The sequence below is a fragment of the Vibrio clamense genome, from assembly GCF_050337905.1.
Taxonomy (GTDB): Bacteria; Pseudomonadota; Gammaproteobacteria; order Enterobacterales; family Vibrionaceae; genus Vibrio; species Vibrio cortegadensis.
The window spans coordinates 287,696-314,419 of record NZ_JAKJTJ010000019.1; the positions used below are offsets into that span (position 1 = coordinate 287,696).

Annotated in this window: 24 protein-coding genes and 1 tRNA gene; 4 read left to right on the plus strand and 21 right to left on the minus strand. The window is 41.8% G+C overall.

What is annotated here, in order from left to right; genetic code table 11:
- Positions 1–120: 120 nt before the first annotated feature.
- The 3 genes from L4C39_RS04190 (at position 121) to L4C39_RS04200 (ending at position 3,132) form a co-directional block, all read left to right on the plus strand.
- Positions 121–801 carry a response regulator transcription factor gene (locus L4C39_RS04190; protein WP_171756413.1) on the plus strand — a complete coding sequence of 227 codons (681 nt, stop codon included), beginning with the start codon at positions 121–123 and terminating at the stop codon, positions 799–801.
- The gene (locus L4C39_RS04195; RefSeq protein WP_429744604.1) at positions 794–2,089 is read left to right on the plus strand and encodes a sensor histidine kinase; all 1,296 of its coding nucleotides are present in this window, start codon (positions 794–796) and stop codon (positions 2,087–2,089) included. The genes L4C39_RS04190 and L4C39_RS04195 overlap by 8 nt, the downstream gene beginning before the upstream one ends.
- A 122-nt stretch (positions 2,090–2,211) precedes the next feature.
- Positions 2,212–3,132, plus strand: a complete 921-nt coding sequence (locus L4C39_RS04200) for a pyridoxal-phosphate dependent enzyme (protein ID WP_429744606.1) — start codon at positions 2,212–2,214, stop codon at positions 3,130–3,132.
- Between the two features lie 60 nt (positions 3,133–3,192).
- Here L4C39_RS04200 and L4C39_RS04205 read toward each other — a convergent pair whose 3' ends face one another.
- The 4 genes from L4C39_RS04205 to L4C39_RS04220 form a co-directional block, all read right to left on the minus strand.
- Entirely contained in the window at positions 3,193–6,339 is a 3,147-nt protein-coding gene (locus L4C39_RS04205) for a DUF748 domain-containing protein (protein WP_429744608.1), read from the minus strand.
- A gap of 280 nt (positions 6,340–6,619) precedes the next feature.
- Positions 6,620–6,707 (minus strand) — tRNA-Ser (locus L4C39_RS04210).
- Positions 6,708–6,854: 147 nt separating this feature from the next.
- A complete protein-coding gene (locus L4C39_RS04215; protein WP_171756559.1) occupies positions 6,855–7,304 on the minus strand; it encodes an L-alanine exporter AlaE in 450 nt (149 codons plus the stop codon).
- A 245-nt stretch (positions 7,305–7,549) separates the two neighbouring features.
- Entirely contained in the window at positions 7,550–9,958 is a 2,409-nt protein-coding gene (locus L4C39_RS04220) for a hybrid sensor histidine kinase/response regulator (protein WP_489686397.1), read from the minus strand.
- 136 nt (positions 9,959–10,094) lie between these two features.
- Between L4C39_RS04220 and L4C39_RS04225 the strand changes: the two genes are divergently transcribed.
- The gene (locus L4C39_RS04225; protein ID WP_017051984.1) at positions 10,095–10,664 is read left to right on the plus strand and encodes a UPF0149 family protein; all 570 of its coding nucleotides are present in this window, start codon (positions 10,095–10,097) and stop codon (positions 10,662–10,664) included.
- A gap of 109 nt (positions 10,665–10,773) precedes the next feature.
- On the opposite strand, the gene L4C39_RS04230 is transcribed toward L4C39_RS04225, so the two are convergent.
- The 17 genes from L4C39_RS04230 to aspS form a co-directional block, all read right to left on the minus strand.
- Positions 10,774–11,808 carry a potassium channel family protein gene (locus L4C39_RS04230; protein WP_429744610.1) on the minus strand — a complete coding sequence of 345 codons (1,035 nt, stop codon included), beginning with the start codon at positions 11,806–11,808 and terminating at the stop codon, positions 10,774–10,776.
- Between the two features lie 160 nt (positions 11,809–11,968).
- A complete protein-coding gene (gene nadA, locus L4C39_RS04235; RefSeq protein ID WP_017051982.1) occupies positions 11,969–13,030 on the minus strand; it encodes a quinolinate synthase NadA in 1,062 nt (353 codons plus the stop codon).
- A gap of 123 nt (positions 13,031–13,153) precedes the next feature.
- The gene (gene ybgF / locus L4C39_RS04240; protein ID WP_371730486.1) at positions 13,154–13,942 is read right to left on the minus strand and encodes a tol-pal system protein YbgF; all 789 of its coding nucleotides are present in this window, start codon (positions 13,940–13,942) and stop codon (positions 13,154–13,156) included.
- Between the two features lie 15 nt (positions 13,943–13,957).
- The gene (pal, locus tag L4C39_RS04245) at positions 13,958–14,497 is read right to left on the minus strand and encodes a peptidoglycan-associated lipoprotein Pal (RefSeq protein WP_136993761.1); all 540 of its coding nucleotides are present in this window, start codon (positions 14,495–14,497) and stop codon (positions 13,958–13,960) included.
- A 32-nt stretch (positions 14,498–14,529) separates the two neighbouring features.
- Positions 14,530–15,882, minus strand: coding sequence for a Tol-Pal system beta propeller repeat protein TolB (gene tolB, locus L4C39_RS04250; protein WP_429744613.1), 1,353 nt, complete (start codon positions 15,880–15,882; stop codon positions 14,530–14,532).
- Positions 15,883–15,894: 12 nt separating this feature from the next.
- Positions 15,895–16,992, minus strand: coding sequence for a cell envelope integrity protein TolA (gene tolA, locus L4C39_RS04255; RefSeq protein ID WP_429744615.1), 1,098 nt, complete (start codon positions 16,990–16,992; stop codon positions 15,895–15,897).
- Positions 16,993–17,006: 14 nt separating this feature from the next.
- Positions 17,007–17,450 (minus strand): ExbD/TolR family protein, encoded by a 444-nt coding sequence (locus tag L4C39_RS04260; protein ID WP_429744617.1) that lies wholly within the window; start codon positions 17,448–17,450, stop codon positions 17,007–17,009.
- A 3-nt stretch (positions 17,451–17,453) separates the two neighbouring features.
- Complete coding sequence (tolQ, locus tag L4C39_RS04265; protein WP_017051976.1) at positions 17,454–18,137, minus strand: protein TolQ; 684 nt, start codon at positions 18,135–18,137, stop codon at positions 17,454–17,456.
- Positions 18,127–18,537: a tol-pal system-associated acyl-CoA thioesterase gene (gene ybgC / locus L4C39_RS04270; RefSeq protein WP_113797461.1), complete on the minus strand. Its 411-nt coding sequence runs from the start codon at positions 18,535–18,537 to the stop codon at positions 18,127–18,129. Before ybgC ends, tolQ begins: the two co-directional genes overlap by 11 nt.
- A gap of 178 nt (positions 18,538–18,715) precedes the next feature.
- On the minus strand, positions 18,716–19,021 hold the full coding sequence (ybgE, locus tag L4C39_RS04275; RefSeq protein ID WP_136993758.1) for a cyd operon protein YbgE: 306 nt from the start codon (positions 19,019–19,021) through the stop codon (positions 18,716–18,718).
- Complete coding sequence (gene cydX / locus L4C39_RS04280) at positions 19,014–19,121, minus strand: cytochrome bd-I oxidase subunit CydX (RefSeq protein ID WP_000270284.1); 108 nt, start codon at positions 19,119–19,121, stop codon at positions 19,014–19,016. Before cydX ends, ybgE begins: the two co-directional genes overlap by 8 nt.
- An 11-nt stretch (positions 19,122–19,132) precedes the next feature.
- Positions 19,133–20,269 (minus strand): cytochrome d ubiquinol oxidase subunit II, encoded by a 1,137-nt coding sequence (gene cydB / locus L4C39_RS04285; RefSeq protein ID WP_429744630.1) that lies wholly within the window; start codon positions 20,267–20,269, stop codon positions 19,133–19,135.
- Between the two features lie 16 nt (positions 20,270–20,285).
- On the minus strand, positions 20,286–21,872 hold the full coding sequence (gene cydA / locus L4C39_RS04290) for a cytochrome ubiquinol oxidase subunit I (RefSeq protein WP_017051972.1): 1,587 nt from the start codon (positions 21,870–21,872) through the stop codon (positions 20,286–20,288).
- Between the two features lie 577 nt (positions 21,873–22,449).
- On the minus strand, positions 22,450–23,454 hold the full coding sequence (ruvB, locus tag L4C39_RS04295; protein WP_429744632.1) for a Holliday junction branch migration DNA helicase RuvB: 1,005 nt from the start codon (positions 23,452–23,454) through the stop codon (positions 22,450–22,452).
- A 63-nt stretch (positions 23,455–23,517) separates the two neighbouring features.
- Positions 23,518–24,135, minus strand: coding sequence for a Holliday junction branch migration protein RuvA (gene ruvA / locus L4C39_RS04300; RefSeq protein WP_429744634.1), 618 nt, complete (start codon positions 24,133–24,135; stop codon positions 23,518–23,520).
- Between the two features lie 149 nt (positions 24,136–24,284).
- Complete coding sequence (gene ruvC / locus L4C39_RS04305; RefSeq protein WP_017051969.1) at positions 24,285–24,806, minus strand: crossover junction endodeoxyribonuclease RuvC; 522 nt, start codon at positions 24,804–24,806, stop codon at positions 24,285–24,287.
- Positions 24,807–24,940: 134 nt separating this feature from the next.
- Positions 24,941–26,722, minus strand: a complete 1,782-nt coding sequence (gene aspS / locus L4C39_RS04310; RefSeq protein WP_429744825.1) for an aspartate--tRNA ligase — start codon at positions 26,720–26,722, stop codon at positions 24,941–24,943.
- Between the last annotated feature and the right edge of the window lie 2 nt (positions 26,723–26,724).

The following is a 26,724-nucleotide window of genomic DNA, read 5'->3' on the forward strand; positions in this document are numbered from 1 at the left end:
AATCTATAAAATTGGATTTGTTTGCATTGTCTACTAGTCAATGTGGAAGATATGTCGTTGACATCTTTTTCACATCAAATCATGATCATAGGAAAGCACCTTTAAACGTAGATTTTAAAAATGAAGAAAGTACTGTTAGTTGAAGATAACCGAGAAGTCGCTGGCGTTTTATTTGATTACTTCGAATGCATTGGAATGGAACTGGATTACGCAGACAATGGCGAGCTAGGCTTACAACTGGCTCTCGAACAAAGCTTTGACATCATCATTCTTGATTTAATGCTACCGCGTATGGATGGGTTAACCGTTTGTAATCAACTGAGAGATAAAGGCAACTGCACTCCAATATTGATGTTAACCGCGCTAGATAACCGCGAAGATATGCTTAAAGGCTTTGAACATGGTGCTGATGACTACCTAACAAAACCTTTTGATTTAGACATCCTTGAAGCTCGAATGAATGCTTTAATCAATCGCTATCGTGGCAGTGTAGCAAGCACCAAAATGAGTTATGGCTCCCTGGTTATCGATCAAAAAACACATCAAGCTTACCGAGACTCCAAACGACTCTCACTAAATCCAACAACCTATACAATTCTTGAGTTATTGTGCCAACAAGCACCTGAAATTGTCACTCGCGAACAGATAGCAAACAAACTTTGGCAAGAAAACGAACCCAACAATGACGTTCTGAGAAGTCATATCTATCAATTAAGAAATCAGCTTGATAAGCCTTTTTCTTCCCCAATGTTAATTACAGTGCCAAAAGTAGGGTTTCGTTTGGAGGTAGCCAGTGATTAATACCTTTCGCTCCAGCACAAAAAGTTTAACGGGCAGGTTAGCTCTATTTTTCGCACTGCTATCGACCGTTGTCGGAGGAGTGAGTTACACCATTTTTTACAGCGCAATACATTGGTCAGAAGATAGAGTTGGCGAGCGACGGATCATACTTGATCGTAACGAAGCTATTTCTCGTTATCAAGCTGGTGAAGATGGGGTCATCACCATTGATATATTAACAGATGCCTATAATGACTGGGATCTCATTCCGAAGGAGTACTTACCTTTCTTTCAAGATAAGACTTTTTTTCTAGGCGAAGTGGGTGACGATCCACATTCAAGAATGGTCTATGTAGGTGAGTTTTCAAAAAATGGCACTCAGTTTCCAATAATTCTATTAAGTGAAATCGACAAAGTTGAACTTCAACTAGATGAAATTATTTTTTCTGTCTCTGTTGTCATGGGGCTTGTCACAACCTTGATGTTACTATTCGGCGCACTACTATACCGACTTTCGCAACGTCTGATCGAGCCAATTAATTCATTATCCAAACAACTAGAAACCAATAAAGGCAAAGTGGATCAAGCATTTTCAATCAATAATGGCGCTGCTGTTGAGTTTAAATTGTTAGCCGATCAGATGAACCATTATCGGCATGAAATCAACTCTCTTTTGAAGCGGGAGCAGGCATTTGCACGCTACGCGAGCCATGAACTCAGAACACCACTGACTGTCGTTAGAGGCTCAAATAAACTATTGAGCCGTGGTGATAATAATGAATTTCAGACAAGACAGATCAAAAGAATCGATGATGCGGCGTATCAGATGTCAACCATGGTCGACGCCTTACTCGGTCTAGTGCGTTATGAACGTGACCATGATTCAGAGCCAATGCGAGAATTTAGTGAATCTGAACTCAAATCGATTCTTGACCAAAATTCGGAACAGGCCGTTTTAAAGCAAATAAATGTGGAATGCACCATTGAATCCTCACCTCAAATTCAAGCGACTACAGCGGTCATGAACATGATCATTGGCAATTTAGTACGAAATGCCATTGCTGCAACGAACCAAGGCGTTGTTGAAGTAAGGATGACGTCAGAATATCTAAACATTAAAGATCAAGGTGAAGGGCTAACTGAGAAGCCTTCCGCAGATGGCCATGGCTTAGGCTTGCTCATTGTTGATGATTTATGTTCACGATATGGCTGGTCTTTCTCACTAAGCAACCATAAGTGCGGAGGCTGCGAAGCTGTCGTTACGTTTCCATCACTTCAAAAATCAATCCCCCTAGCGACTCATAACTGATTATCGCTATCCGCTTATCTACATTAGCGGATAGCGGTAAATTGTATTCTATAATTATTGTTGGTTTACTCTTTAACCATACTACTAGATACTGTGCCCAACTTAGTTAAACATTTTGTTGTATGAAATTAGACAATAGCCCTATAACCCAACATCAATTTCAGAAAAGCACTTTCTTTCTTAAGCGTGATGACCAACTCCATTCCCACTTTTCAGGTAATAAAGCTCGTAAATTTATGAACATACTAGAGAGTGACTACCCTAAAGTCACCACTCTGATATCTTATGGATCTGCGCAGGCCAATTCATTCTATTCATTAGCTGCATTGGCTCGAATAAAGGGTTGGTCTTTCGAGTTTTATGTTGATCATATTCCGGCATCGGTTAAAGCATATCCAAGAGGTAATTATCGTGGAGCGCTTGAACTTGGCGCTAATATTATTGATCTTTCCGAAGTTGCACCAGAACTGCATCCAAAATCTTATATTGAAGAGATTCGACAGCCAGCCGAAGAATGTTTGTATGTTGAAGAAGGTGGCCGATCTCCTCTCGCCGAATATGGCGTGAAGCAACTCGCAAGAGAGATACTGAGTTGGGTTCGATTTGAACCGAATCATAATTTCGTGGTTGCCCTACCTTCAGGGACGGGGACGACGGCACTCTATCTTCATAAGCATTTAAAAACACATAACATTCCTGTGATTACCTGTGCCTGTGTGGGTGGGAATGATTATCTGACAAGCCAATTTGATGAATTAGGTGAAAGCGATCACCCAGAAATTTTGTCTCTGGATAAAAAGCACCACTTTGGCAAGCTCTATCAACAAGATTACCAAACGTGGCTAAATTTAGAGCAACAAACCGACATTGAATTCGACCTGCTTTATGACCCTCTCATGTGGCAATGCTTAGACCGATGGAGCGCAGAAAACCCAGAGAAAACCCTACTGTATATTCATCAAGGTGGGCTACTCGGTAATGAAACGATGTTGCCGCGCTATCAAAGAAAGTATCCACAACTCGCAAGCTCTATTGACAAGTAACCATGCTCACTTTAATGCTCCCTATTTGGATAAGGAGCATTCTATTAATGTTGACCCTAATTAGTTTGAGTCAATCGTGAGCAGCGCTTTATGCTCTTCAGTTTTAAGTTTTGTTTTGCTATCCATGATGAATACGCGGTTTGCTTGCACTTTATTAACCAATAGCGACGTTTTGATTGCTTTCGCTCGCTCCTGAGCCAATTCACCTAACTCTTGGTACGAGACGTCTTGTGCCGAAAGCAGTTGGTTGTATAAACTAATGGAAAGCGCTTTAGATATTTGTTCTGGCTCTGCGACTTTTTCCTGTAAAGTTAGACGCTCTTGAGCAAGATCTATTTTTAACTCTTCAACGGCTAACACTTCTAGTGCTTCTTTCAGCGGCCCAGTCTCTGGAATACGGCTCGCACTTAAATCTTCAGGAAGCCTAGCAAGACCACTTTTCTTTAATAGTTTCTGCTGTAACTCGTCTTCTGCTATTTTAGCCGAATCGTCTTTAATAGAGACGGAGCCTTCAACGCTAAGGTTTAGATTCGGCCTTGCATTGAGTGCTTTTGCGAGTAAAACAATTTTCTGTTCACCAGCCTCATTCAGCTCTGAAGTCCCCGGTTCAAATTCGACATAATCGAGCTCTTCATCACTGCCAACCATATCCGCTAATAATGAAAATGGAGCGGTAACCGCTTTCGTGATCAGGTTTTCCAAGACGGTTAAAATTGCACCGCCGAAGCTAAAGTCAGGGCTATTGACATCACCAGAGACTCCAAAACCAAGATCAATAACGCCATCCGTATCTTTCAACAACCCAATCGCAAGCGTGACAGGTAGACTCGTCGCAAGATCAGATTCACTACGTTTACCTAGCGTCAATTGATCCACAACAACGTTATTTTCGCCTTCCAAGATATTGTTTTCTAGACGGTAATTGATATCTATAGATAACTGACCTTTATCAATGTAATACCCCGCATAAAGCCCAGAATATGGACTTACCGATGTCAATTCAGCACTCTCTAATTTGAAATCCAAATCTAGATAAGGAGGCTGTGCTAGAGGGTTTACTTCTCCAAGGATGGTGACCGGTGCGTATTTATCAATTTTGCCTTTGATATCCACTTTCGCACGAGTTTGAGGATTGGATGAAATATGCTGAATACTGCCTTCTAGCATTTCAATTCCTGAAGCGAAGTTCGGAACCAATGAGTAATCAGCAAAAAAGGCAGAGCCATTTATAAACGCAATTTTATCAATATCAAGCGACAAGGTATTTTTATCACTACCTTGTTTTTCCTTAGAAGTAGAGGCTACAACCTGTGGTTCAACCGATTGAGAGGACGTTACTGAGGACGCTTTTTTTCCTTCTGTTTTTTGAGCTTCTGTTTTCTTACTTTCTGCTTCTACGCTCTCTTGTTTTTTCGTTATTTGACCAATATTAGTCAATCGATCTTTCGTTACAAGAACTTTAGCATACGGTTTGTTGAATAAAATAGTATCGATTTTCAACCGTTTTTTCTGCTGGTCAAAATGTAACGCTTCCAGCGACATACTCTCCCACTTAAGCAGAGGTTCTTTTTCAAGCACATCTTTTATGACTAAGTTATCTATTGAGCTTTGCCCTTGAAAAATAGCTTTTCCTTTACTGTTGGCACTCAAGGAGCCTTGTGTACTGAGCGTACCGTTATCCACAATAAGGTTGAGATGCGGAGCGATGTAGCGTTGAAACTGTGTCAGATCCAGCGATACAAGTTTCATTTTCGCCACAAACTCTTCATTCATTAAGTCTGCTGTGCCTTCCACACTATACTGGCCACGAGCCTGAGTCGGCGCTTTGTTAAACTCTGAGCCTATTGCTAAATCAAGTTTATAGTGAATAGGATCAGTTAAATCACTGTTCAGCGCACCCGTTTCAAAATCTAATGGGAAGATTCGCCAGTGCATATTGTCACTCACAAAACGATCTTCGAGGTTCAAATCTGCTTGTATAAGTGCAAATTTTTCCAGATTTACTCGCCATGCCGCATCTTGAGAAGTATCACTTTCTGAGGGCTCCGAAGTGATGACATCTACCTGTTTTTGCTCTCGGTTAGTTGGAGTGAAATAACGAGGTAAGTCTACCCCCTTACTATTTAATGCTGCATCCCCCCATAAACCTGTAACCGATAATTCTTGAAGATCTACCTGTTTATCGGCAGTACTTATTTTAATACCATCAAGTGCCAGTTCATCCAATTTCACTTTGGGCTTACCATCATACTCAAACGCTAAATCATCGATAGAAAATCGCCCTTGATTAAGCTGAATATTGATTTGTTCTTGCAATTCACTCACAGAGAAATGTGAGTTGAAGTTAATGGCACCACGACTCAAATCAGCGCTGATGATATTTTCACTTAGCGGCCATAAGGGTGGTAACTGGATCGCAGATACCCCGATGTCGCCTTTTGCGAGTAGCGGCTGAAGTTGAAACTGCCCGTTAAATTCAATACGACTCTTATCGCTTCCAGACAGTTCTAGAACAAATTGGTTTGTCGATAGAGGCGTTGCAGCTGCACTCTTCTGCGAAGCATCAAAGACTTGGGCCTGAGTATCAAGTTCGTTTAACTCAAAGTTAATGTCCTGATAGCCAAGCGTTACGCCTGTTTGTCTATCGTGAATGTCGATGGCAGCATTCGATAAATTGATTGTCAGCGCTTTAAAGGGAAACACTTTTTCAACAGTCTGATTTGATTCTTCCTGCTGGATTTCGGAGGAGGACTTTTGAGGTAAAGCCGCAATATGCTCAATAATGTCTGTAAAATTAAACCTTGTCGACGCGCTATCTTGGCTTAATCTCGTCAGTTGAACTTGAGGCTCTATTAGAGAAAAATACTCTAATGTCGGTGTTAAAGTGATAATACTTTGCCAAAAATTAAACTGTGTTTTTAACTGCTTAAAATGAACAAAGCGATTGATTCCATCACTCTCTGCGATCATGAAGTCATTAACTTCAATCCTCAGTAGAAAAGGATTCACTTTAATGTCTTGAACGCTAACATCACGCCCGATGAATTGGTGAAGCTGTTTTGGTAATTGGGACTCTATGGCAGCAGGTAAAGCTAAACCTATTAACAATGCATAAGAAGCATAGGCCGCCACAATATAAGTACCGATTCGAATTGAACGGTGAGCCAACTTAAAACGTTTAATAGCCGCACTAAAGACACTTTTCATACCGTGATTCCTTGCCCTGGTATCCAGATTCTTGTTTATTTTTATGAAGATAGACTCTTGCCAATCAGTAGTAACAATATCTGATATCAGTTTGCTCAGCCAGTATTTAAGCCTAATACTCTGACTTAGGTATGCTTTCATCAGATCTCACACAGCATGCTATCAGCAGCTCGCTATGATAATACCAAGCGGATGAGTATAAGAGGTGTTACTGGAGACAGGTTTGCATTTCCTTACCGGCATAAAAAAAGACGCCCTAAGACGTCTTTCTTCAAGAATGTGGCGGTGAGTGAGAGATTCGAACTCTCGGTACGTTGCCGTACACACACTTTCCAGGCGTGCTCCTTCAGCCACTCGGACAACTCACCGTATTTCGTTAACTGCTTGGTCAACGAGGCGCTAATTTAATGATTTAACTCATTTCGGTCAAGTGAAATTGGCGAAAAAAGTCAGATTACACGTTTGTTTGTTCATTAAGTAGCTAATTAGATCAAAATAAAACCAAAGTAAGCAAGTTAAGCCGTTTGGTAATAGCCAGGAACTTTAAACCACTTACGGCACATATCTAAAAAGTAGCCATATAGCACCCCCATACCACAAGAGATGACGGCATTACTTGAAACTGCTGTAATAATTTGATCGGTCGATGCCCCAACTGCAAGCAGAATGCCTGCATATACTGGTGACTGGAAAAGGACATATGCTAATAGATCAGAAACATTCTTCATTAGTTTTGATGTTGATACTTTATAACCACTGCGTATGAACCAATCTCGAAATACTCCATAAGGCCAAGCAATCGCGATATTTACGGGAATAGATAGAACACGAGATGCCAAAGATTGTTCAAAGCTCATTCCTGAGATGAACACTTCGACAATCATTCCCGAAATAAAACAAAATACAACCATTGCAAACGTATCTGCTGCCGCATTACGAAAACAGAATGCTCCATTAGCCTTCATTACCACACCCCAACACTTATCACTACCAAATCACAATTAAACCGCAATATAAAACCAGCTTTAAATTACCAGCCAGTTATTTGCGCTATTAAAACACATATTTTGCAGTGATAAACATCAAAGTAAGAACGAGAGGGTAAATTAATAACTAATTAAGATAAAAAAAGCAGCTTATAACACTGCTTTTTGTACAACTGCTCAATAACTAGTCAAATAGCGAGTATTATCAGTAAGTAAATTACATTTTAGTTATTTATAAGAAGTAAGGTTAACTGGTCGAGATCACTTTGCTTCGGTACGGCATTAAGTTGCAATGATGACTCTATGTTTTGAAGCAAAATGGCAAGATCGGGAGATAGTGGCCTTGAGCATAAATGTTTAAGCTGATCCAATGTCGCGCTTGCTTGAGAAATATGCAAATTTTCAAGCTCAATAAAGAACTGAACAAGAAGTTCTTCTACATTTTTTACGGCTGTTGACTCAGTTTGGTACTGATATAGTTTTCTGGCGTAACGATACAACGCGTCATCCAGTTCACGTTCATCTATCGGTTTTGCAATAATATAATCAGCGCCAACCCCTAGCATCCTCTCACGAGTTTCACGAAATACGTCAGCTGTACATCCAAAGATCAGAACCGTGCTTATAGGGGGGCTAAGTGATCGAATACCAGAGATCGACTCAACACCGTCCATCACAGGCATGTGATTATCCATCAAAATTAAATCAAACTTCTGCTCCGCAACGATTTGAAGAGCTTCTTCTCCATTTCCAACACATACACATTCAAAGCCTTTATTCTTCATGAAGGTTTCAATAATGATGGTATTAGTCCGATTATCTTCAACAATCAATACCCGCAATCCTGAGTAATCTAACTTCTGTTGTAACAGGGATTGTTTTGAGCCTGGTTTACATGCGGCAATCTTCACTTTTACTTCAAAGCTAGTACCTATTTCTTCCTCACTAACAACCGATACTCCTCCGCCCATAAGCTCCGCGATCCGTTTAACAATCGTAAGGCCAAGCCCTGTTCCGCCAAAACGACGTGTTGTACTGGATTCAGCTTGTTCGAATGGATTAAAGATTCGTTTCTGCGCCTCTTTCGAGATTCCGATCCCTGTATCTTTAACTCTTATAGATAAAAACTCGCTTCCATCTTCTTCGTACTCTTTTAAATACACCTCAACAAAACCACGAGACGTAAACTTCACCGCGTTATTAAGAAGATTAAATAATATTTGCCGTAAGCGCGCTTTATCCGAGTAATACCAACGTCCAGCAGGAATCTCAGAGTACACTTTAAATTGAAGCTCTTTTTCAGTGCATAATGTGTGATAGACACTATTAATGCTGCCGACAATTGAGTCGATTGGGAATCCGCTTCGATCTAGTTCAAGATGACCTTGTTCAATTTTAGAAAAATCTAAAATCTCATTGAGTAGCGTCATCATGTGTTCGCCAGAGTCATAAAGAGTTCTTAAATATTTTTCTTGAGCCTCTGTAAGCTCAGTTTTAAGTAGAATTTGAGCCGTTCCTAGCACCCCATTCATTGGCGTACGGATTTCATGAGATAAGGTTGCCAAAAACAGGGATTTTGCTTCAGTCGATGCTTGCGCTTTGATTTTCTCTTCTTCTAAATAAACCGTTTTCTCATTAAAAGCGTCAACCAAGTGCCGTATTTCATCCCTGCTCGAGTAAGCAATTTCAATGATCCCACCCTGCTTCGATTCGTCCACTTTTCTGGCGATGACGGTTATTGGATTAATTAAATACCGATTAAGAAGATAATAGCCAGCCATGACACAAATAAGCAGTAATGGCACTATACCTAATTCGATATTCATCACTTGCTCGAATACTTCATCGGACACTAATCGTTTAGAGTTAACCACTTCAATTTGCCAATCAAAAGCACCGAATGTATAGCGACTGATGTATATATTATCGACAACCTGAAAATTGTGTTCGGTTAATACTTTTCCATAATTATCACGCAACACCACGCCAAGATCGTACTGTTCAGCATGCTTTTTAACAAAATCAATCAAACCAGCCAAAGACAAATCAACGGTTGCGACGCCTGCAAATTGCCCGTTTAAGTAGTAAGGCGTAGACGCGGTGATCATTTGTATGTGTGTATAGGGATCGATATATACATCAGACCACGAGATAGTTTTTTCTGGTCGTCCAGCCACTTCGGTGTACCATGACTCCTTATGATAACCTGCCGCTTCTGGGTTATTCCAAGAGACTATCTGATCGATCTCACCAGTATTGTTTCTGTTGTAAAACAAGCTTGAATAAGGGGTGTTGCGATCAATGCTGTAAGGCTGCGGCCAAATGCCACCACTCACTACAATGTTATCGCTTAATAAAAAGATGGACCGAAAAACCTCGTCGAGCTTTTCTTGGGTTTGATCAGTTTGCACAATGCCGACTATTGAGAATAGAACCCCTAAAGAGCTATTGAGTGGTTCATTGATTTGTGCGGAAAGTAATTCTGAGCGCAAGTCTAAATTGCGGACAAGTTTATCCCTTACTGGCGGCTCTACCACCCAGTAGGTTACGCTGCCAATAATTGCAATGAAAAAGCAAAGGTAAAGACCCAGTGCTATGATGCTTTTTTTCTTAAGTGACGAACGTATATCCATATTTCTTCGATACTTTTCAATTATTCATTAAAATTTATAGTGATTAACTCAGCACATCAAGTCTTTTTCCCTTTGCTATTGCTTGGTAAGATAGCCACTTCATTCTACACCCTCTTAACTGATACGGTATTCTATTTTGACATTACAAGAAATTCTGTCTTTACCAGAACTCGAAGATAAATTAATTAATGAAGCGAAAACATATGGATTCGTGACGGCAATGGCAGCCGCTCCGAACGTCTTAACACCGCACGAATGGCTTTCGTTTCTATGGGGGGGGGAAGAAACCGCTCCTTTTTCTGATGGTGAGCAGCTAGAAGCTTACGTTGAAAGAGTCATTGAACTGTGGAATAGCTTCCGCCCTGCACTTCTTGAAGGTGAATGGGTTTGGCCTACCATTTGCCAGCTGGATGAAGAAGAGATTGTGAATGAAGCCACACGAGATTTTTGTGAAGGCGTTCTTCAAGGCTGGCAACTTAGTCGTGATGACTGGGAGACATTAATGCCAGAAGAGAGCGAAGATAACGCCTTACTCGGTGGCGTGCTGCTCTCTTTAAGTATGCTTTACGATCCAGAGACATCAATCACGGCCTTAAAAGAACAAGGCATTGAAGGACTTGAGCAGTTTGAAGAGATATTTAATGCGATGCCAATTATGCTATGCGGTCTAACCCAAAAAGGCGTTGCATTAGCTGAGAATCAATAAGCTCGATAAAACGATCTCATTAAAGTAAACATACCGTTATTAGAATAAACAAAGGCCAGTATTCATTGGCCTTTGTTTATTATTCATCGACAGAAGCTTTCATTTATATCTAATTGAGCTTATTCCAATCAAAGTGCTCAAGCCTTTCATCAGCAATATAAAAAATCTTCGTCCCAGGTTTAACTACCGTTTTTAACTCAGGGTTAAGTTCAATCCCCTCGCCTGCATCTATTGCAATCAGTGTTGCCTGATGCTCGGATTTGAACATATGAAAAATAGGCTCAATCAGTGTTTCATCTTTGTCCATAGGAAAGATAGTTGAGTACTGTGTCATTCCTCTTGTTGAACTTAATAACTCTTGATGCAGTGCACTTGAACCCGGATCAACGGCCGCTTTTGCTAACATTTCAGTGTCGATCGCAGGAATACATTCCGAATTAGGACAATGTTGGTGCAATAAGCGGCTTAATGCTTCGTCTTTGAAGTAGACAAGTAAATGCGCGGTAGGGTTGATGTTTGAGCAGTACAGTGCAGCTGAAAGCGTAATATCATCTTCGGGGTTGTCAATTAAGATACAGCTTGCTTCTGCTATCTGCGCATTCTCCATCTCTTGGCTATCTGTGTAGCTCGTTACTTTTACAAACCCAATCTCACCTGGTAACGGATTTTCGATATCTGAGCGACTGCATAGTACGATGGGTCTGCGTCCTGTCTCTTCATGTTGAAGCATTCTTATTAAGTGAATGGTTCGCTGCCCATTCCAGCCCAGCAATAAAATATGGTTTTCAACATTCATTTTTCTTTTCCCTAATAGACCAGCGCGCCAATACTCAATACCAACGCTAGCAAATTGCCCAAGTAATGCCGCAAATAATGTTAAGCCACCTGGAATAACAAACAGCATCACAGCCCACTTTCCAGCATTGGTTTGCGGTGACATATCCCCATAGCCAACCGTTGAAGCCGTCACAGCTAAATAATAAATGAAGTCAGTAAAAGAAGCGGTTAATGCGCTTTCTCCTGTCACTCTTAACAAACACCAGCTCACGCCTAGATAAACGGCAAAGGCAATCAACAAGTTTCGTCCATTGAGTTCAAACAGGTTAGCATGAGCCCAACGTTTGAACTGCAACCAAATCATCATCTACTGCCTACCTTATTAATACACTTGTTAACATTCATCATGCGTTAAAATTTTTGATTAATCAACGTTATATAGGATTTTCAATATCACGTTTTCTCGCCCACAAAAAAGCCAGCATTAAAGCTGGCTTTATATAAATATAGTATAAAAAGCGTCCGCGCTATGCGTTGCCCTTCACTTTTAAATTAAGCTGTTCTGCAAAATCCAGCATACGATTTAATGGAATCAACGATTTCACTCTAAGTTCTTCACTTACGAAGATCTCATGCTGCTCACCGCCTTCTGTCAGTGCCTGCTCAATCGCTTTCAATCCATTCATTGCCATCCACGGACAATGAGCACAGCTACGACATGTTGCACCTGCACCTGCAGTTGGCGCTTCAATTAGCTCTTTCTCTGGCACAAGTTGCTGCATCTTGAAAAAGATACCTTTATCCGTCGCCACGATCATTTTTTGTTGAGGAAGCTCTTTCGCCGCCTTTATCAGTTGGCTTGTAGAACCCACAGCATCTGCAAGCTCAACCACGCTAGCTGGAGATTCAGGGTGAACAAGAATGGCAGCTTCAGGGTAGACCGCTTTCATATCCTTCAATGCTTTAGCAGAAAACTCGTCGTGAACCACACACTCACCTTGCCATAACAGCATGTCGGCGCCGGTTTGATTCGCGATGTAAGAGCCTAAGTGACGATCAGGCCCCCAAATAATTGGTTTATCTTCCGCGTCTAAATGCTCAACAATTTCTAATGCGATGCTTGATGTAACTACCCAGTCCGCTCTCGCTTTCACAGCAGCAGAAGTATTCGCATAGACAACAACGATATGATCGGGGTGAGCGTCACAGAATTCTGTAAACTTGTCTGCTGGGCAACCTAAATCTAGTGAGCATTCTGCTTCTAAGGTTGGCATGAGGATTCGTTTTTCTGGGGTCAATATTTTTGCAGACTCACCCATAAAACGAACACCAGCAATGATCAATGTACTTGCCGAATGACGATTGCCGAACTTGGCCATTTCAAGAGAATCACCGACAAAACCGCCAGTTTCTTCCGCTAGTGCCTGAATTTCAGGATCGGTATAATAGTGGGCAATTAAAACCGCGTCTTTTTCTTTGAGAAGCGTTTTAATTCTCGAAATATGCAACTGCTTCTCTTCAAGAGTAAGCGGCATCGGTTTCGGAGGGAAAGGGTATACAGTGTCGATGGTGTCCAGTATGTGGCTCATTGTTTTGCTCTAGCAACTTCCAATAATCCAAATAGTATAACCTTGACTAGGTTTTGAATCAAAAAGGATTCAAAAACAAAAAAGGCTGCCTCAGCAACCTTGTTTTGTATATGGGTAGCAAACCTATAAATGCGTAGCAGCCACTTTAGCTGAAGCACTTCCAGGATATTCACTAATGACTTGCTGATAGTACTTTTTCGCTTGGTCGGAGTTATTATTTCTCGCTGAAATATCTCCCAACTTAACTAATGCATCCGCTCGCTTACTTGACTCTTTGTAAGAAACCACGGCTGCAAAACTTTTCACTGCGTCTTTATCTTGCTTCTTCGCAAAGTACAATTGGCCTAGCCAATAATGTGCATTAGAAGCAAAGGCAGAGTCAGGGAAATCGACTTGGAACTGCTTAAATGCAGTAATTGCACCGGTGTAGTCTCGTTGCTTTAGGATCAAGTCAACCGCATTCTGGTAAGCGGTTTGCTCATCAACATCAGAGCTGAAAGTTCCACCTGTTACGGCGCTGTCTTGAGCATCCACTTTCGGTGCTTGGACAGAGCTATTTTTCACTTCACTACGGATACGATCTAACTCAATGAATAGTTCGCGCTGGCGTTCTAACATCTGTTTCATATCGTAGCTGTTTCGTTCTAGTTCGCCTCTTAATTCACTGATCTCAAGTAACATTCCATCCATTTGTTGTTGCATTTGCAGTTGAACGCGATTGCGATTTTTCAGCAAGCGTTCCAAACGTTGGATATCAGTTTCAGATGAATTTGACGCAGAAATACTAGAAGACGTAGCAGAATTCGAAGAGGTACTGTTTAGGTCAGATACTGGAGCTGGTGCAGCGAACGCAAAGTTCGCTGCACTTGCCAGTAACGTAAGCGTAACAGCACGCTTAGTGTTACTGAACATGAGGCAATTCCTCGATTAGTATACTAGAACTGCGCGGCGGTTCTTAGCGTATACGTCAGCAGACTGGCCAAGAAGAAGTGGCTTCTCTTCACCGTAGCTTACAATACTAATTTGGTCAGCTTGAACACCTAGAGCTTGAAGGTATTTACCAACAGCTGCGGCACGGCGTTCACCAAGTGCGATGTTGTACTCAGGAGTACCACGCTCATCAGCATGACCTTCAATAGTCACTTGTAGTGATGCGTTTTTGCTTAAGTAAGCGGCATGAGCAGCTAACATGTCTTCGTAATCACCAGCAATTGTTGAGTTATCAAATGCGAAGTAGATAGTTTGAGTTTCACGAAGAGCTTGCTCTTTTAGCTCTTGCTCAGAAAGTGCTGCGTTCTCACCGATTGGAGAAACAACTGTTGTATCCACACCATTTGAAGAACCCGCTGTAGATTGGTTAGTCTCAGTGCCAGATGTTGAAGTTGCATCATCGCTTGAGCTACATGCTGTTACTGCTAATACAGGAAGAGCAATAAGTAACCCTTTAAGAACTTTGTTTAGTTGCATTTTTTATTTCCTTACTTTATCAAACTGAGTCGCTACAAAAACGGGGACCATGAGGGCGCTCTTACACGTCCATTTGTTGCCGGTAATCTAGCTTTGAATCGACCATCTATAGAAACCATGGATAATACATTGGTCTTGTTATAAATGGAGCTATAAATGACCATTCCGCCATTTGGGGCAATACTTGGTGATTCATCCAAGAGTGTTTTGGTTAACACTTGAACGGCACCAGTCTCCAAATCTTGTTTTGCCAAATTGAAACCAGAATTACTGCGATTCACCATAATGAGGAATCGTCCATCTGGCGTTATTTGGCCGCCTAAATTCTGGCTACCTTGCCAAGTCAAACGGTTAGTCGAACCATTTGCCAAATTTACTCTATAAATCTGAGGTTTACCACCCCGATCCGATGTGAAAACTAAGGATTTTCCATCAGGATGCCAAAACGGTTCTGTATTATTTGATCTACCGCTCGTTATTTGAGTCAATTTACGTGTTGCTAAATCCAATGTATAAACTTGCAAGCTGCCCGTTTTAGATAAGACAATAGCCAATGTCTTGCCATCAGGTGAAAATTTTGGCGCACCATTGTGTCGAGGGTATGACGTTACTTTTTCCGTCTTTCCGGTATAAATGTCCATGATGAAAACTTCAGCTTGTCCATTTTGAAAACTCACATACGCAAGCTGTCGACCATCAGGAGACCAAGCGGGAGACATTAACGGTTGCTTAGAACGCAACACAAGTTTTTCATCGTAACCATCGTAATCGGCTACGCGTAATTGGTAGGGGTATTTATCTTTATCATTCACGACGACGTAAGATATACGAGTTAGAAATGCGCCTCTTTCCCCAGTCAACTCTTCATAAACTAAATCAGAAATACGGTGAGCATATTCACGCATTCTCTTGCCATCAATAACCGCTCTTTTGCTAAATAGGACATGGTCTTTTGACAATACAAGCTGTCCATCATTACTCAGAGCTTTGCTTTGTCCTTGAGTTAACTGCCCACGAACCACATCAACTAATTGGTAATTGATGACAAATTTGCCCTCTGCATTTTGAGTAACAGAACCGGTAAGCAGTGAATCAACGCCTAAACTCGTCCAAGCATCAAAATCGACTTCAGCCTCGTTGTAGGGAGTTTGAGGCATTTTGCTGATTTTTATCGGACTAAATTTACCACTACGTTGTAAATCTGAAGCCACAATGGCAGACACATCGTGTGGTAATGGTTTCGTACCGTCCCATTTAAAAGGAACGATCGCAATTGGTCGCGCAGAATTTATTCCGTCCGTAATCACCAATTCTAGAGCGGCATTCGCAAGTTGAACACTACTCGAAATAACCAACAGGCACCCAATGATCAGTCGTTTAAACACAAGTTATTCCTTTTACTCTGGTACTACGGTTAAATTAATATTTTTAAGCTTTTCCACTACACTCAAATCTTTTGGCAATGGAAAAGAACGAACTTGAGCTACGGCTCTTTTAGTTGCTGCGCATAACCTAGTATCACCACCAATAATCGACAAATTACTCAACATAGCATCAGCACCTGTTGGAATTAATCTTAATTTTACCTTACAAGACTTTCCTTTAAAGCTGTCTTCTAGTAACAAATTTTGTTGGATCAGCTGAGTATAAATAGCACCGTAACGGTCCGATTCTGAAGTGATGAACTGCTGCTTTGCAGAATTATTTTGTGACGCTTCATCTTCAAGGCCAGAAAAGATATTGTTCATCGCCTCTTCTTGCTGCTTGCGTTCTTTTTCCAACTGCTTTAATCGAGCTTGCTCTTTCTTAGCCAAGTCTGCTGCTTTCTTTGCCGCTTTCTCTTTTGCAATACGATCCGCTTCCGCTTTTTTTGCTGCTTCTTTTGCTCGTCGCGCTTTTTCTTTCGCAGCTTCTGCGGCTTTCTCTTTCTCTATACGTTGTTTTTCCGCTCTGGCAATGGCGGCCTCTTTTGCTACTCGTTCTTTCTCAGCCTGTGCAATCGCGGCTTGTTTCGCTACGCGTGTTTGCTCTGCTTTCTTGAGTTCTATCTCTTTCAGCTTACGAGCTTCTTCCGCTTTTTTTGCCTTTTGCTGCTCTTTCTTAACACGCTCTTCTTGCGCTTTGCGTTTTTTCTCCGCTGCGCGTGTCGCTTTAGCTTCACGAGCTTGTTGTTCTTTGAGTTTACGTATCGACTCTTCTTCTGCTTTTCGATTTTTCTCTAGGCGTTCGCTTTCGCGTCTTAATTTTTCAAGTCTATCTTGTTCTTTGTTAGCCGCACTTTCGCGTTGCTTTCTAATTTCACGAGCTTGCTTACGCACGAGTTGCGGATCGATAACCACAGCCTGAACCATCTGTCCTGAAACTTCAGGTTTCGACATGGTAAAATCTGTTCCCCACAGCAGACCCACAACCAATATGGCATGTAAGCCTAAAGAAATGGCAACTGGTCCGCCGTAGCTACCTCGACTGTTATTTTTTTTATTGTTTTCTTTCATGCTAATACGGAAATTTATCCCTCAATGCCCGTTAATAATCCAACTTTAGGTACACCCGCTTGGCTTAATTCATCAAGGACTAATACAATGTCAGAGTATGGCGTCGCGGCGTCCCCACCAACAGCAACCGGTGAATCTGGGTTTATCGACAATTCAGCTTTCACTCGTACAATAACGTCCGTTAATGACAAGCCTCGCTGCACATCTTCATTATTAACGCTTAAGCCCAAATTACCCTCTTTGTCTATTTCGACAATAATGAAACTTGACGCTTTATCACCTAATAACTCAGGTGCTGATTTTGCACTTGAGGCAGTTGGTAGCTCTACATCAACCCCTTGTGTAACAAAAGGGGATGTCACCATAAAGATGATGAGCAGGACTAACATGACATCAATATAAGGAACAACATTAATCTCAGCAGTCATTTTACGCTTTTTGCGTTGATAACCTGCCATCGATTACTCCCTTCCCGCCATTGCTTGACGGTGAAGAATGCTATGAAACTCTTCAGAGAATGTCGCATAGTTATGTTCTAACTTGCTGACTTTGTTACTTAAGCGGTTGTAAGCCATTACCGCAGGGATAGCGGCAAATAAGCCCATTGCGGTTGCAACTAGAGCTTCTGCAATACCCGGAGCAACCATCGCTAGAGTTGCCTGTTTAACTTCACCAAGGGCGATAAAGGCATGCATGATCCCCCAAACGGTTCCAAATAGACCAATGTAAGGACTAATCGAACCTACCGTAGCAAGAAAAGGTAAATTAGTTTCAAGTTCATCGACTTCACGTGCAACAGAGACGCGCATGGCTCGGCCTGTCCCTTCCATAATAAAGTCAGGAGAGGCTGCATTACTCTTACGTAACCGAGCAAACTCGGTAAAACCTGAATAAAAAATCTCTTCCGTCCCCGTAATATCATCCTTACGCTTTTTTACGTCTTGATATAGCTGGGATAAGTCCGCACCCGACCAAAATTTATCTTCAAAGGTTTCGGTATTTTTCGCGGCAGCAGCAAGTACTTTGCTACGTTTAATGATCATCGCCCAGGAAGCGACAGACATTCCCATTAAAATTAACATTACGATCTTAACTAGGATGCTAGCTTGCAAAAAGAGATCGAGAATAGAAATATCAGCATTCACTGTCGGTAAACTCCAAAATAATTGATTTAGGCATCGCCTTGGGTTTCATTTTCATATTATCGATACATGCTACCTTAACTATGGCTTTACACAATATGTCGCCATCAGGATTGACGATCTCTTGACAGAAGATCAATGAAGCTCGTTTCATTTCAGTTAGATAAGAGACAACAGTAAGCTTGTCATCTAACTTGGCTCCTTGTAAGAAATCTATATCGATATGTCGGACTACAAAGCCGATGTTTTGTTCCAATAATACTTGCTGACTAATTCCTTTTGCTCGCAGCATCTCAGTTCGTGCGCGTTCAAAGAATTTCAGATAGTTTGAATGATAAACCACACCACCAGCATCGGTGTCTTCATAGTAAATCGTCACTGGCCAGTTAAATGTTTCTGCCATATTGATTAAATTAAAACCATCGTTAGCTTAAGTAAGCAAATACTATAACCCATCAATTACTGATTAGTATAAAAGTCACAGCTTTTTTTGAATTGAGTATAAAAAAATAGAGGCCATCTGATTAAGATAGCCTCTATTCGAATAAAAAACATTCAACTCATTGTTCCAGCATGTAATATCACGATGCCAAACGAATTACTGTTAAATAGAGCAATATGGATAGAGAGAAGTAAGGGCTAAACAATAGCTGCCAATACCAAGCTCTGGGTTTAAAACCAATCCCAAAAATCATACTTGAGCATATTGCCCAAATGAGTAACGGACTGATGATTGCGTTAAAGCCACCAATGCTTTGCCCGTATGTATCAGGATCCCACATAACCAAACCTACATGCATGAAGCCCAAAATCAATGCTAATGCTCTTAGCACAGTTTTATTCATGGGCGCATGTAAGCGGGTCACTTGCTCTGTGAGATTACTCACTGTCTTTATCCATCATTTCTGAGTGCTCTAACCAAAGAGCATTGATGATCCCAAAGGCACATGCCAGTAACACACCTAGGATCCATGCGAAATACCACATAGTAATGCTCCTTAATAAGCCGATGTACTGTTGTCTTCGATAAATTTCTTATCAAGACGACCAAACATTTTGTAATAAGTCCAAGTTGTGTATGCCAAAATGATTGGCACCATCACGAACGCAACACCTGTCATCAGGTTTAATGTCAGTTCACTTGAAGTCGCATCCCACATCGTTAAGCTGTGGCTAGGAACTAGGCTTGATGGCATAACAAATGGGAACATTGCTAAACCAGCCGTAAATACAACGCCAGCATTCGTTAAGCTTGATGCGATAAAGGCTATGGCACCTTTCTCAAAGCGAGACGCGATGACTGCAATTAACGGCATGACTACGCCAAGCGCTGGTGCAATCCACATTAATGGGTATTTTTCAAAGTTCGCCATCCAAGCGCCCGCTTCTCTAACCACTTCTTTGTTGATTGGGTTAGACGGAGCGGCATGATCTAGCGCACTAACAATCACATAACCATCAATGCTTTGAATCCAAAAACCTGCTGCTACAAATGCAACTGCAATCACAAGACCCATTACCTGAGCAATAGTACGTGAACGCGTATGTACTTCATCAACGGTTTTCATCTGTAACCATGTCGCGCCTTGCAGCAAGAACATAGACAAGCTAACAACACCGCAAAGTAAAGCAAATGGATTCAATAAACCAAAGAATGAACCATGGTAAGTTGGCATCATGAAGTCACTCAGTTGGAAAGGCACGCCTTGCAACAAGTTACCAAAAGCGACACCAAAGATAACTGGTGGGATCACGCCACTCGCACAAATTGCACCATCCCAAGCTTTACGCCATCTAGGATCTTCAATTTTAGAGCGGTAATCCAAACCAAGTGGACGTAGCCATAGAGCGGCTAACGCGACAATCATTGCAAAGTAGAAGCCAGAGAATGATGTTGCGTACACTAATGGCCAAGCTGCAAATAAAGCACCACCAGCAGTAATTAACCAAACTTGGTTACCATCCCAGTGTGGAGCGATAGTATTAATCATCACTCGACGCTCTGTATCGTTTTTACCGATTACTGTAACCAAGGCACCCACACCTAAGTCAAAGCCATCCGTTACGGCGAAACCAACCAGTAATACACCAATTAGTATCCACCAAATAAGTCGTAAGATTTCGTAATCAAACATAATTGTGCTTCCTCACTTATACTTCTACTTGGCGACTAACTTTGTCTTCAACAGAGTTTTCGTCTTGTTCAAAGTGATAACGACCTGTTTTTAGACTACTTGGTCCTTTACGTGCAAATTTCACCATAAGGAAAACTTCTGCAATTAGGAACACCGTATAAAGCGCTAGAATGGCAAACAGTGATGACCATAGCTGACCCATTGTCAGAGCAGAAACCGCCACATTCACAGGTAAGATTTCACCAACAGCCCATGGTTGACGACCGAATTCAGCAACAAACCAACCGGCTTCGATTGCAATCCAAGGTAGTGGCATGCCGTACAATGCCGCTTTTAATAACCACTTCTTCTGACCAATTTTTTGGCGGCAGGTTTGAATAAACGCAAAGCCAAAAATCAGAAGCATCGCAACGCCACATGCAACCATGATTCGGAATGAGAAGAATAGAGGCCAAACCGTCGGAATTGAATCGTCCGCAGCAGCTTGAATCTGGTCTTCAGTCGCATCGACAACATTGTCGGTATAGCGTTTAAGTAGAAGTCCGTAGCCAAGATCATTCTTAACTTCGTCAAATGCCGCTTTGTTAGCATCTGTCTTGTCACCAGCACGCAGCTTTTCAAGCAATTCGTAAGCATACATACCTGTGCGGATACGCTCTACGTGCTCTTCACGTAAATCACGTAAGCCTGTCACTTGAGTATCAAAAGAGCGAGTTGCAATAATACCCATTACGTAAGGGATCTTAATGGCGAAATCAGTATGCATCTCTTCTTGGTTAGGTAAACCAAACACAGTAAATGCTGCTGGTGCTTCTTCGGTATGCCACTCGGCTTCAATCGCCGCAAGCTTCACTTTCTGCACTTCACCTAGTTCATAACCAGACTCATCGCCTAGAACCATTACCGATAAAATAGCGGCCATACCGAAAGAGGCGGCAATCGCGAATGAGCGGCGAGCAAAGGCAACATCTCTGCCTTTTAATAGGTAGTAAGAGCTGATACCAAGTACGAACATTGAACCTGCGGTATAACCAGAGGCAACAGTATGAACAAATTTAACTTGCGCTACAGGGTTGAAAACGACTTCAGCAAAGCTGACCATTTCCATACGCATGGTTTCGAAATTAAATTCTGCGCCGACAGGGTTTTGCATCCAGCCGTTCGCAATCAAGATCCATAGTGCAGAGAAGTTCGAACCTAACGCAACCAACCAAGTTACGGCCAAGTGCTGTCGTTTAGATAACCTATCCCAACCGAAGAAGAAGAGACCCACAAAAGTAGATTCAAGGAAAAAGGCAACTAAGGCTTCAATGGCAAGAGGAGCACCAAAAATATCACCTACGTAATGAGAATAGTAAGACCAGTTGGTTCCGAACTGGAATTCCATGGTAAGGCCTGTTGCCACACCAAGTGCAAAGTTAATCCCGAATAGCTTACCCCAGAACTTTGTCATGTCCTTATAGATTTGCTTATCGGTCATTACATATAGAGACTCCATGATGGCAAGCAAAAATGCCATACCTAAAGTCAATGGAACGAATAAGAAGTGATACATCGCCGTGAATGCAAACTGCAATCGCGAGAGATCAACAACGTCAATCATGGTAACTCCTTTGTGTCGGCTGAGTGACACGTTAGACATTCTGCAACATCAGCGTGAAATGTTAAACCACCCCACAAACTGTTATTAATAAAGAAATTATTGTTGCGAAAATGTACTCCAATGGTTAGTTATTTGTTAAGCGATAGCTAATATAGCTAGAGCTAATATTACTGCTAAAATCAGATTGTTTCAAAAGGTTTATAACCAATTCTTGCTTTGATTTAAGTCAATTAAACACCAAGCAATTTGATTGCTTTTTGCCCAACTTGATTTAGATCAACCGAACATTAACCTCTAAGGTTACAGTCCGTGATAAAAGTCATGAATAGTGATTGTTTTATTAACAGAACACCCAAATAAAAACACACAAAATCCACATATTCCGCTCTTTCGATACTAAGCATTAATCAACTTACCAAAAATGGAATCATAGATTGCATTATGCGATGGGTGGTTTCAGTTCTACAAATATCAAAAAAGCCGACTTATTCTTAAAGTCGGCTCTTCTAGCGGTACTGCTATGATGGTTTACTTGTGATTGCTCTAGACTAAAGGTCTAACCATCTTAGTTGTTTTACTATTTATCGATCCCAAAGTGTAAATACGCTCTATCAGTCGCAATTCGACCGCGAGGTGTTCGTTGAAGATAGCCTTGCTGAATCAAATAAGGCTCTAGCACATCTTCAATCGTATCTTTCTCTTCACCTATTGCTGCGGCTAAATTATCTAACCCTACCGGGCCGCCTGAAAATTTTTCCATGATGGCCAGCAACAATTTTCTGTCCATGTAATCGAAACCTTGATTATCGACATCAAGCATGTCGAGCGCTTTATCCGCTATATCTGAACAAATGTGTCCATTGCCTTTTACTTCAGCATAATCACGAACCCGACGTAACAATCGGTTGGCAATACGTGGCGTACCTCGGGCACGACGAGCTACTTCGAGTGCGCCCTCTGAATCCATCGACAAGCCTAAACAATCCGCACTGCGCTGCACAATATGTTGTAGATCTTTGACATTGTAATACTCAAGACGTTGAACAATACCAAATCGGTCTCTCAGCGGTGACGTTAATGACCCCGCTCTCGTGGTTGCCCCTATCAGAGTAAAGGGTGGCAGATCGATTTTAATGGAGCGTGCTGCTGGGCCTTCACCAATCATGATGTCGAGCTGGTAATCTTCCATTGCAGGGTAGAGGATCTCTTCAACAATAGGGCTCAGACGGTGAATTTCATCAATAAATAAGACGTCATTCTCTTCTAGGTTGGTCAACAAAGCAGCCAGATCCCCTGCTTTTTCCAAAACAGGTCCAGAAGTGGTGCGAATATTCACTTCCATCTCATTCGCGACAATATTAGCAAGCGTAGTTTTACCAAGCCCTGGAGGCCCAAAGATCAACAGATGGTCAAGAGGCTCTTCACGCATTTGTGCGGCTTTAATGAAAATTTCCATCTGATCGCGGACATGATCCTGACCTCGGTAGTCAGCCAGTTTCTTCGGACGTATCGCACGGTCAATAACATCTTCATCTTTAAAGACTGGATTATCAGGGGCGATTAAACGATCAGCTTCAATCATCAATTACTCTACTTTTATAGTGATTTGTTTAAATAGTTAAATTCGAAAGCGGTGGCTCTCACTTTACACCATTGCTCTTAGCGCTTCTCTAATCAAAGCTTCGCTGCTCATGTCAGATTTCGCTACTTGTGAAACTATCTTAGATGCTTGAACAGGCTTGTAACCCAAAGCAAGCAACGCACTTACTGCTTCATCTTTGGCACTGTTAGGGTTCGTAATCGTACCATTATCACTTGGTGCCGCATCTGTTGCAGGAGTGAACAAATCACCTTCTCCCCACCCCTTTAGACGATCCTTCATTTCCACCACTAAACGTTCAGCGGTTTTCTTACCTACACCCGGTAATTTCACTAATGTAGAAATGTCTTCTCGTTCAACACTTGAGACAAATTGGCTCGCGGTCATACCCGACAAGATACCCAAGCCTAATTTTGGTCCAACACCATTCGCTTTTATAACTTCTCGGAACAAAGCGCGCTCTTTAACGGTGTTAAATCCATAAAGTAACTGTGCATCTTCACGAACCACAAAGTGGGTATAAATAATGGCCTCATCACCTATATTTGGTAATTCATAAAAACAGCTCATTGGCATTTGAACTTCATAACCAATTCCGCTGACTTCAATCAATAGTTCAGGAGGCTGCTTTTCAATGAGGGTTCCACGAAGACGTCCAATCACAATTCATTCTCTTAAGGATAAAATACGCAAATAAGAATATAAAAGAACTGGATACATATCCAGTTCTTTATTGTTGTTCACTGTAGGAATTTGAGCTAAATAGTCGTTAAATGATTATATTGATTAAAAGATCGTCACAATAAAAATCACTATCTATAACGCCCTCTTTTTGCTCCTGTCGCTTTCCCAGCTAATGCAATCAATGTTTTATTGGTATTCGCATGACAAATTGCCACACCTAACCCATCAGCAGCATCCGCTTGAGGTTTCGCGGGGAGTTTTAACATCGTCATGACCATATGCTGAACTTGCGCTTTATCTGCCCCACCAGAACCGGTAACCGCTTGCTTAATTAATCTCGCAGCATATTCATAAACCGGTAAATCGGCATTCACTGCGGCAACAATCGCACTACCACGGGCTTGACCTAGCTTGAGAGCTGAATCGGCATTCTTCGACATAAAGACTTGTTCAATGGCAAATACATCCGGTTGAAATTGAGTGATTATCTCCGTCACTCCGGCGTATATTTGCTTGAGTCGCCCTGGAAGCTCTTTTTCAGACATACGGATACAACCACTACCTAAATAGTGTAGGTGGCGACCATTTTGTTTGATCACCCCGTAACCTGTAATGCGAGAACCCGGATCGATTCCTAAAATGATTGACATAAATCCTTACCATTCCAAGCTAAATAAAGCGGTCGCATTTTGCTCAATTCAGTTTGGTATAAATATAAAAATGCCCGTAATAAAACGGGCATTCATTGTTAAAACTTAACGAACCAGAGTCCACTCGAGATTGATTACTCGGCGTCTTTCTCTTTTTTCGCTAAATTAACGGCAATCGCTAGCTCTTCTAGTGATGCAGGGTTTGCAAGACTAGGCGCGTCCGTCAACAGACAAGCAGCCGCTGTTGTTTTAGGGAATGCGATAACGTCACGGATGTTCTCTGTACCACAAAGTAGCATTGCAAGGCGGTCAAGACCAAAAGCAAGACCAGCATGTGGTGGCGTACCGTATTTTAGAGCTTCAAGTAAGAAACCGAATTTCTCTTGTTGCTCTTTCGCTTCAATACCTAAGATATTAAATACTGCTGTTTGCATGTCTGAGTTGTGAATACGAACAGAACCACCACCAACTTCGTAGCCATTGATAACCATATCGTAAGCATCAGAATTCGCAGCAGCCGGGTTAGCTTGAAGCTCTTCCGCTGTCATACCTAGAGGAGATGTGAATGGGTGGTGCATTGCATGCAAGTTACCTTCACCATCTTCTTCAAACATTGGGAAATCGATAACCCAAAGTGGTGCCCACGCTTTCTTATCTGTCAGCTCAAGATCGTCACCAAGTTTGATACGTAAAGCGCCCATTGCTTCTGCAACGATACCCGCTTTATCTGCACCAAATAGGATGATATCGCCTGTTTCCGCTTCTGTACGTTCAAGGATACCATTCACGATATCTTCGCTTAGGAACTTAGCGACTGGAGATTGAACACCTTCAAAGCCTGCTGCACGATCGTTGACTTTCATCCATGCTAAGCCTTTCGCGCCGTAGATACCGACAAATTTACCGTACTCGTCAATTTGCTTACGAGACAGTTTAGCACCGCCAGGAACACGAATTACCGCAACACGACCTTTTTCATCATTCGCAGGGCCAGCAAATACTTGGAACTCCACATCTTTTACAAGATCGGCAACGTCAACAAGTTCTAGTGGGTTACGTAGATCAGGCTTATCAGAACCAAAACGACGAATCGCTTCAGAGAATGGCATCACCGGGAATTGACCTAGCTCGACACCTAAAAGCTCTTTCCACATGTCGTGTACAAGACGCTCTGTTACATCACGAACTTCTTGAGAAGACATGAATGATGTTTCGATATCGATTTGAGTAAATTCAGGCTGACGATCAGCACGTAAATCTTCATCACGGAAACATTTTACGATTTGGTAGTAACGGTCAAATCCAGACATCATCAGCAGTTGTTTGAACAACTGTGGAGATTGTGGAAGCGCGTAAAAGCTACCTTTATGAACGCGGCTAGGGACTAGGTAGTCACGAGCACCTTCTGGTGTTGCTTTAGTAAGTACTGGCGTTTCAATATCTAAGAATAGGTTCTCATCTAAGAAACGGCGCACAAAGCTAGAAGCACGAGCACGTAGTTTAATGCGATCGCTCATCTCTGGGCGACGCAAATCGATGTAACGGTACTTAAGACGCTGCTCTTCTGAGTTCGTTTGGTTGAAGTCTAGTGGAAGCGCTTCTGAACGGTTGATGATTTCAAGACCGCTTGCTAATAATTCCACTTCACCTGTTGCCATATCTTTATTGACTTGGCTATCAGGGCGAACACGAACTTCACCTGTAAATTTGATACAGAACTCATTACGCAGTTGGCTAGCTACCTCAAATACATCTTTCATATCTGGGTCAATAACTACCTGAACGACACCTTCACGATCTCGCATATCAATGAAGATAAGACCGCCTAAATCACGGCGACGGTTAACCCAGCCGCAAAGTTCTACAGTTTGTCCTGCAAGGGACTTGTTCAGGTCACCACAGTAATGGGTACGCATAA

Bases quoted from the DNA above. Each gene is read 5' to 3' on its own strand.
- L4C39_RS04230 (WP_429744610.1), bottom strand. From the start codon at position 11,808: ATGATGATTTGGTTGCAGTTCAAACGTTGGGCTCATGCTAACCTGTTT.
- L4C39_RS04190 (WP_171756413.1), top strand. From the start codon at position 121: ATGAAGAAAGTACTGTTAGTTGAAGATAACCGAGAAGTCGCTGGCGTT.
- ruvB (WP_429744632.1), bottom strand. From the start codon at position 23,454: ATGATTGAAGCTGATCGTTTAATCGCCCCTGATAATCCAGTCTTTAAA.
- L4C39_RS04200 (WP_429744606.1), top strand. From the start codon at position 2,212: ATGAAATTAGACAATAGCCCTATAACCCAACATCAATTTCAGAAAAGC.
- ybgF (WP_371730486.1), bottom strand. From the start codon at position 13,942: ATGTTCAGTAACACTAAGCGTGCTGTTACGCTTACGTTACTGGCAAGT.
- L4C39_RS04205 (WP_429744608.1), bottom strand. From the start codon at position 6,339: ATGAAAAGTGTCTTTAGTGCGGCTATTAAACGTTTTAAGTTGGCTCAC.
- pal (WP_136993761.1), bottom strand. From the start codon at position 14,497: ATGCAACTAAACAAAGTTCTTAAAGGGTTACTTATTGCTCTTCCTGTA.
- cydA (WP_017051972.1), bottom strand. From the start codon at position 21,872: ATGATTGACGTTGTTGATCTCTCGCGATTGCAGTTTGCATTCACGGCG.
- tolA (WP_429744615.1), bottom strand. From the start codon at position 16,992: ATGAAAGAAAACAATAAAAAAAATAACAGTCGAGGTAGCTACGGCGGA.
- cydB (WP_429744630.1), bottom strand. From the start codon at position 20,269: ATGTTTGATTACGAAATCTTACGACTTATTTGGTGGATACTAATTGGT.
- aspS (WP_429744825.1), bottom strand. From the start codon at position 26,722: ATGCGTACCCATTACTGTGGTGACCTGAACAAGTCCCTTGCAGGACAA.
- ruvC (WP_017051969.1), bottom strand. From the start codon at position 24,806: ATGTCAATCATTTTAGGAATCGATCCGGGTTCTCGCATTACAGGTTAC.
- L4C39_RS04220 (WP_489686397.1), bottom strand. From the start codon at position 9,958: ATGGATATACGTTCGTCACTTAAGAAAAAAAGCATCATAGCACTGGGT.
- cydX (WP_000270284.1), bottom strand. From the start codon at position 19,121: ATGTGGTATTTCGCATGGATCCTAGGTGTGTTACTGGCATGTGCCTTT.
- ybgC (WP_113797461.1), bottom strand. From the start codon at position 18,537: ATGGCAGAAACATTTAACTGGCCAGTGACGATTTACTATGAAGACACC.
- L4C39_RS04260 (WP_429744617.1), bottom strand. From the start codon at position 17,450: ATGGCAGGTTATCAACGCAAAAAGCGTAAAATGACTGCTGAGATTAAT.
- L4C39_RS04215 (WP_171756559.1), bottom strand. From the start codon at position 7,304: ATGAAGGCTAATGGAGCATTCTGTTTTCGTAATGCGGCAGCAGATACG.
- nadA (WP_017051982.1), bottom strand. From the start codon at position 13,030: ATGAGCCACATACTGGACACCATCGACACTGTATACCCTTTCCCTCCG.